The following is an 11,949-nucleotide window of genomic DNA, read 5'->3' as shown; positions in this document are numbered from 1 at the left end:
GCGCGACAACTAGTCTGACAGAGAGGGATCCAAACATCCCGCAGGTACAAGCACACAATTTATACTGTCAGCTAATGTGGGAAGAGCTGATCCACAATTTTGACAAAAACTTTTTGTATGTAATGAATTAGGGTGCTGATAGGTTATTACACTTGTTTCGCCCTGCAACCAAGTTAACAAACCACCTTTTGCAAACAAATTAGCCGCATATGATGAACCCGAGTCTTTTTGACAGCGAGTGCAATGGCATAAGAAGAATGATTGAAAGTTTCCTGAAAGCTCGAATTTTACGTTACCGCAAAGACATGAGCCAAAATGTTGATTACTCACAAAAACTCCTTTTCAATCACACATAGATTTAATAACGCTCAAGAAGGTACTAATCTCCAGCTTTATGAGTTAACACTTAAACTGACAAAACCTAAGAATGCCAAACATTGTAAATCATTTTGATGCTTTGCTATGTTGATGGATTTTCTATGTTAATTTTCTTAATTGATCCCATGAACCTTCTTAAAACGCCTTACTTTTTTTCTGATATTTTTCATTGGTGACGATGTATTAAATTGGATCATTCGCCCCAACGTCCATTGTTCATACCATGGAGTTTCATATAAATCATAATTATCCAGCGTATTAATTAGATCTAAAATTTCTTTAGTTGTTGCTTTAAGTTCAAACTGTAAATCAACAAAATTCCAATCTCTATAAGAAAATTGAAAGCTTTGAGCTAACTCCCCTAATTGATTCCATTTATAACCTGTTTCAGGGAAATCTACAGGCTTCCCTCTCAATTTTAGCTGATACCATTTAAGAACAAGCTTACCCCAACCAATTAGATATGAAAGAGTATCGCAAACACTGACTTTCGTGTTTTTAACGTTACCTTCAATTTCCAAATCCCGCGATAACTCAGATGGAATAGATTGATAATCGACGAATAGTTTGGATGAAGTAGAGCTAATTGCATCAATTAACTCATCTTTATTTTTTGGGATTGAAGACACTTTAAATTCCATTCACATCCCCCCCAAGCAGGGGCAAGTACATGCAGGCTAAAATACGGAACGAAGTGACGGGAGCCTGCATGTAATTGCCCCGTTGACTTAGTTTATTAACTGCTTTTCGCCAAGGCCAATTTAGCGCCAAACCCAATAAATACAACACCCGTAACTGAGTTTAACCAAGCTTTAAATTTAGGATGGTTCGTTGCATTTTTTATCTTGGTTAGAGTGAAGACCATAGCCGTAAACCAAACGACATTAACTATCGAATGAGCAGTAACAAGAGAGTATGCTCTGAAAGCACTACCATCTACTGGCATAAATTGCGGAAAAGCCGCGAGATAGAAGATTGATACTTTAGGGTTAAGAATATTAGTTAAAAAGCCTTCAAAGAAAGCCTCTTTTATAGATACTGGCTTTTGTAGCAATACTGCTTCTGAGTTATTTGTAGTTGCACTTTGACTTACAGCGTTTCTGAGCGATTTTAATCCCAGCCACATTAAATAAGCAGCGCCTAGCATTTTAAAAACAAAAAAAGCGCTTGCAGATTGCACCAAGAGAATGGATATACCAAATATAGACAACGTACCATGGACATAGAAAGCAGCCACAAACCCCGCAACATTCGCTAAACCAGCGCGATGTCCAGACAACGGAACTGTTTTAGCGATGAGAAAACCATTCGGGCCAGGAGAAATCACGAGCAGTGTCGCCACAGCAATAAACGTAAGAATGTTGTTTAAATCCATTTAAAATCTCCGAAAAAAGTGTGAATACTAAACGGGCAGTTAGACATAATGATCCGCTCCAGCTGTTTTGGACACTGAGTTAAGTGAGTACAATCACTAACGAGGTGAACAATGACAACTAAGAAAACTAGAATTAAACATTCCCCTGAATTTAAAGCAGAAGCCCTAAAACTAGCAGAGAGAGTGGGAGTAGCTGCGGCTGCAAGGCAGCTTTCTTTACATGAATCTCAAATCTACGGGTGGCGGAAGAACTCGAAGAAAGACACCAATACTAGTCAGCGAGAACAAGAGCTAGCCGCAGAGGTTGCCAAGCTCAAAAGGCAGTTGGCTGAGCAAGCAGAAGAGCTAGAAATTGTAAAAAAGGCCGCCACCTACTTCGCGAAAAATCTAAAGTAAATTGCTACGAATTTATGCTCGAACACCTGATGTACTTCAATATTGTACGTATGGCTAAGGTATTCGGGGTATCCCGAAGTGGGTTTTATTACTGGGTTAAACATCGCCATAAGGCTAGCCAACGCGAGGCAGTTCGCCAAGAGCTTGATACAAAGGTCAAAGAAGCTTTTGATAACAGCAAAGGCCGAGATGGCTCAAGGCGAATCCAAAAAGAACTGTCTGAGAGCGGTGATAACCACAATGTGAAAACCATTGCGGCCAGTATGAAGCGTCAAGATTTAACGCCGAAAGCGGCACGTAAATTTAAGTGCACGACAGACAGCAAGCATCAAATGCCAGTTGCTCCAAACTTGCTGGCTCAGAACTTTAACGCAGCGGCTCCGAATGAAAAATGGGCGGGAGACATCACCTATGTTGCGACAAGCGAAGGCTGGTTGTACTTGGCAGTAATTATTGACCTTTACTCAAGACAAGTAATCGGATGGTCTATGGATACCAGAATGACGGCTACGCTGGTCTGTGATGCTCTATCAATGGCTTTGTTCCGTCGCGAATTTCCTGAGCAGGTTATCGTTCATAGTGATCGAGGTAGTCAGTACTGCTCAAAAGATTATCGAGACCTCATAACTGTTTATAATCTAAAGCAAAGTATGAGTAGGAAAGGAAACTGCTGGGACAATGCTTGTGTTGAGAGCTTCTTCCATTCGATGAAAGTTGAAGCGATCCAATATGAGCCGATTATGACGAGAGACCAGATGCGTCAAACGATCTTCGAGTACATAGAGGTTGATTATAATCGGACAAGAAGGCACAGTGCTCTTGGGTATCTAAGCCCTGTTAACTTTGAACAGCAAAATGTCGCTTAATGAAGTGTCCAGTCTGGCTGGAGCAGATCATAATGACTCCCACGAAGGTGCTAGCCTCCAGTTTCGTGGGTTAGCGAAGCCAGAGCCATAATTAGTTTGCTAAAGAACTAAATTAGGAGGCTAGCATGAATAACGATACTACTCTTTATTGGGTTAGATACCCATAAATCCTTCACTCAAGTCGCACTTTTAAAAGATAATCGGGGTGAAACGCCGATTTCTTATGGCCGTATTGATACTTCAAAATCCGCGCTGATTAAACTGGCTCAAAAAATTCAATCTCAATTCCCTAAAGCCACTATTCACTTCATTTATGAAGCAGAGCCATGTGGATATTGGATTTATCGCCTTTTAACCAGCCTTGGTTACCACTGCTATATTGTGGCTCCTTCGCTTATTCCTAAAAAGCCTGGCGATAGAGTGAAAACCGATAAACGGGATGCGGCAAAGTTGGCAAGATTATTTAGAGCCGATGAGCTCAGCACAATTTATGTGCCTGAAGCCGAAGATGAAGCTATTCGCGATTTATCGCGAGCTCGTGAAACCGCAATGAAAGATTTAAAAGATGCCAAGCTTCAACTTAAAGGCTTCTTTCTTCGCAACAACATCAATACTGTCGTGAAAGATAATTGGTCTAAAAAGCATTTACGTTGGCTCACCGAACTTGTCCTTCCCCATCATAGCCAACAAATTGTGCTGCAAGAGATGATTCAAATCATCTCTGAACGAATGCAGCGCCTACAACGACTGGATAATGAGCTTATCCACCAAGTTAAAAATTGGCGTTATTATCCTGTAGTCAAAGCAATTCAAGCCATGCGAGGCATTCGCTTACTGGTGGCCTTAGGAACGATTGCCGAACTTGGGGATTTGCGACGATTTGACCATCCAAGAAAACTGATGTCGTACCTTGGATTAGTCCCTTCTGAAAACTCAAGTGGACAAAAGCGGCGTCAAGGCAGTATCACTAAGTGTGGTAACTCGCGCGCAAGGCGTTTATTGATTGAGGGGGCGCACCTCTTATAAACATAAAGCCAACATCTCATCGGAATTACAAATTCGGCAAGAAGGTCTTTCGAAAGAAATTATCGACATTGCTTGGCAAGCACAACTAAGGTTGTGCCGACGTTATCAACGGCTGATGTTTTTAGGCAAGCATCGCAGTGTGGTTGTCACGGCAATTGCAAGAGAAATGGTGGCCTTCATTTGGGCAATCACACGAGAAGTTGGGATCCAACCGATCGATCCTCGTCAACGTATTGCAAGGTTACCCGCATGAATTATGAATTAGTGTTAACGCAACGCATCAAGCATCGGGTGTGGCATAAACTCCGACGGCGTTAGGATGGCAATAGCCTAAAGGCCATTGAACCACGAGCATAGACTGCGGACAGGTGCCACGACGGAATAAGTACGGTAAGCTCTGCTCACTTTAGGGTGAGTAATCTACGAATACCAGCATGATAACCGACGAAAGTGCTTGCTTGATCAATGCGTTAACACTATCTCTTTTTAAAGACAAAATGCCCAAAATAAATGGGTAGAATTTTTGCGCTCTACTTGACAGTGGGAGTCATACCAACGCCGCGCTCTGCGGCAATTTTGGAGCGCAGCGGAAAAATTGTCCGACAGCAGCGCCTTGTTAGGCATTTTTTCTTGATAGAAACAATGAGAAATCATCATTAACCTTTGACGCTATCAAAGTTAATTTATTTCCGCTATCAGAAACAAAACCTATGCATGTATTGCTGGAGTTTCCAGCCAAACCAAGCAGGGTATTTGGGCTATCTCCAATCAATTTTTTTGAATATTGGCCCGAGAATGAAGAGCCAGATACGCTGCCAATCAACTTAACAGAATACTTACTTCCTCCAAGCGCTGAAGCAGGCTCTTCCCAAGACGCCTCTAACTTATGGTTACTTACTGCAATTTTTGTCTGAGTTACGCCCTTAACAAACCATTCGCCCTCAAGCTCTTTAGGATTACCCAGATAATATTGCTCAGTATAAGAACGAATTAGTTTCTGGCGGCTGAGTGATTTTTCACTCAATTTTTCCCACTTTTCTCTCTGCTCTTCTTTCTTTTCATTAATGGCAGTGATTAATCTATATACATTTTTATGCGTATCATCTGACTCTAATGCCTTTTTGGCAATTTCTTCTGCCTCTTCGGTAAACCCTGCATCTAATAGCAAATACCCTTGATTAGCCATTGCTAGAGTATTTTCATAACTGGCAGCTTTCTTATAGTTATCAATAGCTTTAATTTTCAAGCCAGCTTCTTGAGCACGAACACCCAGATTGTTTAATGCTGTAGAATTTTCACCATCAATTCTAATTAATCTTAGGTAGTTACTTATTGATATGTCATCGATATCTTCATTGCTTGCTGCATAAGCAGAATTAAATAACTCGTCTCGATTATTGGGATCAAATTCCAAAGATTTATCTTTGCAATAGATAGAAATAGTTTTGTTACCTAGAGACTCTTCAATTTTAGAAAGAGCTTCATAAATATTTGCTTTTTGATTTTCCTCTTCAACCTTTAACAAACGACTTATTAATAGCCCTCGTGCTTGAACTGGATTATTATCTCTATTCATTGCAAGTGCTAAATTTACTTTAGCTTTTGTAATCAAAGGCTCTGATTTCAATTCGTCTACTGCTTTTTCCCAAACCTGGACTTCCTTATTGTATTGCATACTTTCACTTAAACAGAATGAAAGCCATCTTAAGCTATTTAATTTTGATTCCTCGGTCTTTGCTGTACGCGCCAACTCTTCTAGCTCGACAATTGCCTCGTTGTCCTTTCCTTTCTCAAACTTAAAGTAAAGATAAATCGCCTTATTCTCCTCCAACTTAACTTCATCTTTTTCTTCCAATGCATACTTTTTAAAAACCGTTTCGGCAGCGTCTAAATCCCCATTTTCAAATGCAGTGTGCATCTCTGAAAACCAGCCTTTCTCCTTGGCCTTGTCTTCTTTTTCTGTCTCTTCATCTTGGTCTGTCGGCTTTTCATCAGCATTTGATAACTTAACCACTTTATCGTCGTTTCCATTTATTGGTGCGACAGCGTTCATCCCAATCTCAGAATCGCCATTCCTGAAAGAAAAAGAAGTTAGCCTAGAAATAAAATTAGAGATAGCATCTCTGCAAATTATTAGTTGTACTAAAACCAAAAGGCTGACCATATTTTCAGATAAAAACCCAGTTATTATCTGCGTTATTTCTAGTGCGGTATTTGGTGTATTAGACATGAATTATATTTATCACCTTGTAAGCCTAACGCCAGCAATAAACGGCGCTAGGTTTGGCGGCGATTTTGCGGCTTTTTGTTTTTGCAAAATAGACGACAAACCGTAATGCGTCCGATTTAATTGCCTTGTTGAACGAAGCCGCTGCGCGGCAGAACAGCTAAAACACCATACTTATTCCTGAATGTATTACCACATCGTAATACCTAGCAGGAGTAAAATCATGAACATCAAACAACAAGCTCACTTTGATTCTCTTTATCAACAACATCTTAGCAATTTAACACTGCAAGGGAAGCCCTCTCTGTCAGACTAGTTGTCGCGCTTAATATTCAACCATTAAACAGAGGGCGTGGAGTAACAATGAAACATTATTCAGCGCAAAGCAAAGAGTCGGCTCTTCAGAAGATGATGCCTCCAAATAATATAGCAATAGCCCAATTATCAATCGAGATGGGGATTGGTGAATCAACCTTGTATAATTGGCGAAAACAAGCAATTGATAAGGGGCATTTAGTGCCAGGTGATGGAAAGAATGCTGAGCAGTGGTCATCAGCAAATAAATTCTCAGTCGTGTTGGAAACAGCCTCTTTAAATCAAGCTGAGTTAGCGGAATATTGCCGAGGCAAAGGTCTTTATGTGGAACAAGTATCGGCTTGGCGAAATGCGTGTATAGATGCAAACGCTAACGTTAAAGAGCAAGAAAAAGCCTTCTCCACCGAAACAAAGAAAGATAAAAAACAGATCAATCAATTAGAAAAGGAGCTACGTCGAAAAGATAAGGCACTCGCTGAAACCGCAGCACTATTGGTGTTAAGAAAAAAAGCAAATGCGATCTGGGGGGAAGCCGAGGACGAATGATCCTCGACTCAGCTCGCATTCAAGCAGTTAAACTAGTTAATGAAGCTGTGAGTTCTGGTGCGCCAAAGTTTAAAGCTTGCCGTGAACTTGGGATCAGTGTCCGGACGTATCAACGTTGGACTGTTGACGGGAACATAAAAACAGATGGTAGACCAATATCTCAGCGCCCTGAGCCAAAAAATAAGCTATCAAAAGCAGAGAGAGATAACATATTAGCCATCGTTAATAGCGATGATTTTAAGAGCTTACCACCAAGCCAAATCGTCCCTACATTAGCAGATGAGGGTATTTATCTTGCTTCTGAATCAACATATTATCGTGTTCTTCATGAAGAAAAACAGCAAAACGCTCGCGGACGTAGTCAGATAAAAGAGAGAAAAGTACCGACGACACACTGTGCTACAGGGCCAAACCAAGTGTGGTGTTGGGATATTACTTGGTTACCAGGCCCCGCTAAAGGGCTGCATTTTTATTTATATTTGATACTCGATATATTTAGTCGAAAGATTGTTGGATGGGAAATTCATGATGACGAATCAGCAGAAAATGCATCAATATTAATTAAGAAAGCTCATTTAAAAGAAGGAGTTAAAGATAATCCTCTGGTACTGCATTCGGATAATGGAAGCCCAATGAAAGGCTCATCAATGCTTGAAACACTTTATAGTTTAGGTGTCGTGTCGTCTTTTAATCGTCCTAGGGTGAGCAATGATAATGCTTATGCTGAGTCGATATTTAAAACGTGTAAATATCGCCCTGACTATCCGTATAAAGGGTTTTCAACAATTGATGAGGCGCGTAGTTGGGTGTTGAAATTTAGCCACTGGTATAATTTTAACCACAAACATAGTGGCATCAAATACGTCAGCCCACATCAAAGGCATTCAGGATTAGCGGGTGACATATTGGCTAATAGAAAAGAAGTTTATCAAGGTGCTAAAGATGCTCACCCTGAGCGCTGGAGCGGTAATATCCGTAATTGGGATTTACCAAAAGAAGTGTACTTAAACCCTGAACAAAATAGTGTCAAGGCTGAGAGTGCATAACGTAGTGATCGCGACAACTAGTTTGACAAACACCGGAAGCGACCTGCCACCATTGATGCGTATTCTCGTGCGCTACGTCGTATATCCGCCTATTTTGATTGCCCGCCCGATACCTTAACCACGCAAGATCTAAAACAGTACTTCGAAGCATTAATCAAATCCCACTCATGGAGCACTGTTAAACTGGATCGAAATGGTTTGCAGTTTTTCTATCGTTATACGATAGAAAAACAATGGGAATGGTTAAACATTGTTAAGCCACCACAAGTAAAACGGTTACCCGATATGCTTACACCTTCTCAAATCAACCTATTATTGAACAACACGCATCAATATCGCTATCAAGTCTTCTTTTTCACTCTATACAGTATGGGTTTACGGTTAGGTGAAGGCCTTGGCTTAACGGTGCATGATATTGATAGCGCTGGAATGCAAGTACATATTCGGGATGGTAAAGGCGGTAAAGACCGCCTGATCCCCCTATCAACACCGCTACTTAATGCATTACGAAACTATTGGAAAACACACCGTCATCCCACTTTGCTCTTTCCCGGTTTGGGAAATGGTCGCAATAGTCCAATGGATCGCGGTGGAATACAAAAAGCCCTCAAACAAGTATTAAGAGATTGCCGAATACATAAGCATATTAGCCCTCACTCATTACGCCATTGCTTTGCTACTCATCTACTTGAGCAAGGACTTGATCTTCGTTCACTTCAACATTTACTCGGGCATGCCAGTTTAAATACAACGGCAAGATACACTCAACTTACCCCACTAAAGCAGAAAGATACCATTGTGGCCCTCAATCTTTTGTCTTCTAAGCTAGAGATTGATTGGAGGTCAAAGTGAGCATACTTATTGATATTTTAAAACAACATCATGATGACTTTTTAGCGGCCTATCAGAATCAATTATCGCATGAATCCAAACGTGCGATATACGCTATGCTTCGTTGCCGAACGGTTCAACAAGGGTGTTCACAGTGGTTTTGCCAACGCTGCCAGCATGACGACCGTGTACCGATGTCCTGTGGACATCGGCATTGCCCTCAATGTCAACACACCACCACATCCGATTGGTTAGCGCGACAAAGAAGTAAGTTACTGCCTGTGCATTATTTTATGGCAACCTTTACCTTGCCTTACCAATTACGCGTCATTGCTCAATACCACAGTGATATTTTATATCCAATGATGTTTAAAATAGCAGCATCTGTTTTAAAAGACTTTGCCAAGCGACAACACAAAAGAGACATCGGTTTTACTGCGGTATTGCATACTCACAATCGCCAGCGCGATCTTCATCCTCATTTACATATCATCGTGCCTTCGGGCACTTATGATCAGAAAAAACATCAATGGCACAAGGGTAATTGTCGCTATCTTTTTAATGAATTTGCGCTTGCTAAAGTATGGCGAGCTCGGTTAATCGAGGCGATTGCTCAACACCCAAATCTAAGATTACCAACCAAGATACCACCACACTGGGTGGTTGATTGTCGGCATATTGGATATGGATTACCCGCCTTAAAATACCTTTCACGTTATTTGTATCGTGGTGTTTTAGCCGATAAAGACATCATAAGAATTACCGATTCAAACGTGACATTTAGATATCAAAATGGGCAAGATCAACGTTGGAAGCAAAGAACCTTACCCGTGCTCAAGTTTTTATGGTTGATATTGCAGCATGTCCTTCCAAAAGGGTTACAACGCGTGAGGGATTATGGTTTTTTACGAGGTAATGCCAGAACATTACGGCGGAAAATCCAGCTGTTATTCATTCCTAATTTAGCCCCATCGTTAGCTGAATCCAATGTTGTACGGAGCAAAGCCTTTCGGCTTTGCCCTTGCTGTCAGCATGAAATGTCATGCGTTGGGATCAGTCGAACGAGGTAGCCGAAAGGCTAAAATATAAGGATAATGGCGACCACTAAACAAAGGAGAGATAATCAAAGAAAGACAATAAATAAGGAATTAACCGATTGATAATATTACACTTTAATTTTATCAGGGTTAAGCATGTCTGAAGGAAAACAGAATCTATTGCCTACCGAAAAATAATATAGACCAATTTACAATAATAAGCAGCTTCGGGCTTGTTCAACACCCAGATAAGGTGTCGGCTGCGCGACACCTATCCTTATTTGTTATGTGTTTTCACTTTGCCACTTTTCATAAGATTCTGTAGTCATGTTCTTTAAGTTTGGCATTTCCCCAACTTTAACATGTTGAAAATGAGATAGACAATGATCCCAACCGCTTTCTTTAATATCAGGCTCATGCCAGCACTCATAATTTAATTTTGAGTAACTTAGAGAGTTATCAGAATTAACAAAACGTAAAAGTTTTTCGCCAATAATCTCCGCCCATTTAATCGCATCAGCTATAGAGCTTGCGGTTATAAATATGCCTGTCGAGGATTCATAATCTTCGATAACACCTTTATTCCATAGATCCCATGACTCTGGTTCGTGATACATAATTCCGATAAGATAATCATTCATATTTATTTACACTGACACATAACGCTTATTAGACGGCAAAGTGCCGTCTTTCCTGACAGCCGTTTGCCTGTTTAGTTTTCCTACTATACATCAAGTAGATCCCAAGCTTATGTATAATAATGACTATTTGTTTCATTATTTAGATATAAATCAGAAAATAAGGCACTTTGCCAGTTAGTCATTGCTGAAAGTCAATATCATAATTACTGTATATAAAAACAGCATAGAGGCGCCTGATGAAATCTCCTTTTTTAACCTATATTCGCGAGTTTATGGCTAGCCGCCACTACGCTCAAAAAATGATAAAATCTTATTTATATTGGATTGTAAAATATATTTACTTTCACCATAAAGCGCACCCTAGTACCTTATCAAATAAAGAGGTTGAAGCATTCCTAACTCACCTTGTGGTCAATGAGAACGTAGCGATAAAAACCCAAGCGGTTGCACTCAATGCGATTAGCTTTTTATACAAAGAAATTATTGGTACTCCTCTTTCTCTAAATATGAATTTTAAGCGTTCGAATAAAGATAAAGCCTTGCCTGTCGTTTTAACAAGATATGAAATAAAACAATTTATGCAATGTGTGCACCCCAGCTATGAATTACCCATTAAGTTACTGTATGGATCAGGACTAAGATTAATGGAGTGTATTCGCTTACGAAATCATGATATCGATTTAGATTATGGCGCGGTTCGAGTTTGGCAAGGTAAAGGCAATAAAAACCGGATTGTGACATTAGCAAAAGAACTTCACCCATTAATACAAGCTCAACAAGATATAAGTCATAAATTCTATTCACTTGATATACAACATCATGACTATAGCGGCGTGTATTTACCTAATGCACTGGCAAAGAAATATCCATTAGCTCCAACCGAATTTAATTGGCACTATTTATTTCCGTCTCATACCACCTCTACAATAAAAAATGATGGCACGTTCTCACGCCACCACATTAATGAAAGCTCTTTGCAGCGAGCGGTTAAATTAACGGCACGCGAGGCTGGTATTAAGAAGAAAGTGACTTGCCATACTTTACGCCACTGTTTTGCAACTCACTTACTCGAATCCGGTGCAGATATCAGAACTGTTCAGGAGCAATTAGGGCATTCAGATGTTAAGACCACGCAAATATATACTCATGTGATTGAACGTGGTGCGAGTGGTGTAATGAGCCCGTTGTCTTTACTCAGTTAAACACTTTTATTCAAAAACAATCACAGATATAACCGATATAAACAACAAAGCCTCTAATAAGCT

9 protein-coding genes and 2 pseudogenes are annotated in these 11,949 nt (G+C 40.3%); 6 read left to right on the top strand and 5 right to left on the bottom strand.

Annotated features, from left to right (window positions below; genetic code table 11):
- Nucleotides 1-9 precede the first annotated feature (9 nt).
- The 3 genes from VCASEI_RS05620 to VCASEI_RS05610 all read right to left on the bottom strand — a co-directional run bounded on the left by VCASEI_RS05620 (nucleotide 10) and on the right by VCASEI_RS05610 (nucleotide 1,753).
- Nucleotides 10-330: a GFA family protein gene (locus VCASEI_RS05620; protein WP_110957784.1), complete on the bottom strand. Its 321-nt coding sequence runs from the start codon at nucleotides 328-330 to the stop codon at nucleotides 10-12.
- A 161-nt stretch (nucleotides 331-491) separates the two neighbouring features.
- On the bottom strand, nucleotides 492-1,007 hold the full coding sequence (locus VCASEI_RS05615; protein WP_170924560.1) for a ClbS/DfsB family four-helix bundle protein: 516 nt from the start codon (nucleotides 1,005-1,007) through the stop codon (nucleotides 492-494).
- Between the two features lie 107 nt (nucleotides 1,008-1,114).
- Nucleotides 1,115-1,753 carry a LysE family translocator gene (locus tag VCASEI_RS05610; RefSeq protein ID WP_086959778.1) on the bottom strand — a complete coding sequence of 213 codons (639 nt, stop codon included), beginning with the start codon at nucleotides 1,751-1,753 and terminating at the stop codon, nucleotides 1,115-1,117.
- A gap of 111 nt (nucleotides 1,754-1,864) precedes the next feature.
- Between VCASEI_RS05610 and VCASEI_RS05605 the strand changes: the two genes are divergently transcribed.
- Nucleotides 1,865-3,015 (top strand): IS3 family transposase gene (locus VCASEI_RS05605; protein ID WP_110957783.1). Its coding sequence is split into 2 segments (ribosomal slippage): nucleotides 1,865-2,108 and nucleotides 2,108-3,015, totalling 1,152 coding nucleotides; the frame shifts between segments, so codons are not numbered across the junction.
- Nucleotides 3,016-3,144: 129 nt separating this feature from the next.
- Nucleotides 3,145-4,294: pseudogene (locus tag VCASEI_RS05600) on the top strand (IS110 family RNA-guided transposase).
- A gap of 363 nt (nucleotides 4,295-4,657) precedes the next feature.
- On the opposite strand, the gene VCASEI_RS05595 reads toward VCASEI_RS05600, so the two are convergent.
- Complete coding sequence (locus VCASEI_RS05595; protein ID WP_197709577.1) at nucleotides 4,658-6,271, bottom strand: tetratricopeptide repeat protein; 1,614 nt, start codon at nucleotides 6,269-6,271, stop codon at nucleotides 4,658-4,660.
- A 360-nt stretch (nucleotides 6,272-6,631) separates the two neighbouring features.
- On the opposite strand from VCASEI_RS05595, the gene VCASEI_RS05585 reads away from it, so the two are divergent.
- From VCASEI_RS05585 to VCASEI_RS05575, 3 genes and pseudogenes are all read left to right on the top strand, one after another.
- Nucleotides 6,632-8,175, top strand: a protein-coding gene (locus tag VCASEI_RS05585) for an IS3 family transposase (protein WP_110957763.1) whose coding sequence is annotated in 2 segments (ribosomal slippage) — nucleotides 6,632-7,097 and nucleotides 7,097-8,175 — 1,545 coding nt in all. Because the reading frame shifts where the segments join, the coding sequence is not laid out codon by codon here.
- Nucleotides 8,176-8,211: 36 nt separating this feature from the next.
- Nucleotides 8,212-9,027, top strand: a pseudogene (locus tag VCASEI_RS05580) (site-specific integrase); the annotation flags it as partial.
- Entirely contained in the window at nucleotides 9,024-10,076 is a 1,053-nt protein-coding gene (locus VCASEI_RS05575) for an IS91 family transposase (protein WP_110957782.1), read from the top strand. The pseudogene VCASEI_RS05580 and the gene VCASEI_RS05575, both read left to right, overlap by 4 nt.
- Nucleotides 10,077-10,327: 251 nt before the next feature.
- Here the strand turns inward: VCASEI_RS05575 and VCASEI_RS05570 are convergent, their stop codons facing one another.
- The gene (locus VCASEI_RS05570) at nucleotides 10,328-10,684 is read right to left on the bottom strand and encodes a hypothetical protein (RefSeq protein ID WP_086959265.1); all 357 of its coding nucleotides are present in this window, start codon (nucleotides 10,682-10,684) and stop codon (nucleotides 10,328-10,330) included.
- A 236-nt stretch (nucleotides 10,685-10,920) separates the two neighbouring features.
- Between VCASEI_RS05570 and VCASEI_RS05565 the strand changes: the two genes are divergently transcribed.
- A complete protein-coding gene (locus VCASEI_RS05565; protein ID WP_089110891.1) occupies nucleotides 10,921-11,886 on the top strand; it encodes an integron integrase in 966 nt (321 codons plus the stop codon).
- Nucleotides 11,887-11,949 lie beyond the last annotated feature (63 nt).

Origin of the sequence: Vibrio casei, assembly GCF_002218025.2 — a bacterium.
GTDB lineage: Bacteria > Pseudomonadota > Gammaproteobacteria > Enterobacterales > Vibrionaceae > Vibrio > Vibrio casei.
This window is presented reverse-complemented; position numbering and strand designations above follow the sequence as displayed.

Excerpts from the sequence above, each read along its gene's own strand:
- VCASEI_RS05595 (WP_197709577.1), bottom strand. The coding sequence starts at position 6,271 with ATGTCTAATACACCAAATACCGCACTAGAAATAACGCAGATAATAACT.
- VCASEI_RS05610 (WP_086959778.1), bottom strand. The coding sequence starts at position 1,753 with ATGGATTTAAACAACATTCTTACGTTTATTGCTGTGGCGACACTGCTC.
- VCASEI_RS05570 (WP_086959265.1), bottom strand. The coding sequence starts at position 10,684 with ATGAATGATTATCTTATCGGAATTATGTATCACGAACCAGAGTCATGG.
- VCASEI_RS05565 (WP_089110891.1), top strand. The coding sequence starts at position 10,921 with ATGAAATCTCCTTTTTTAACCTATATTCGCGAGTTTATGGCTAGCCGC.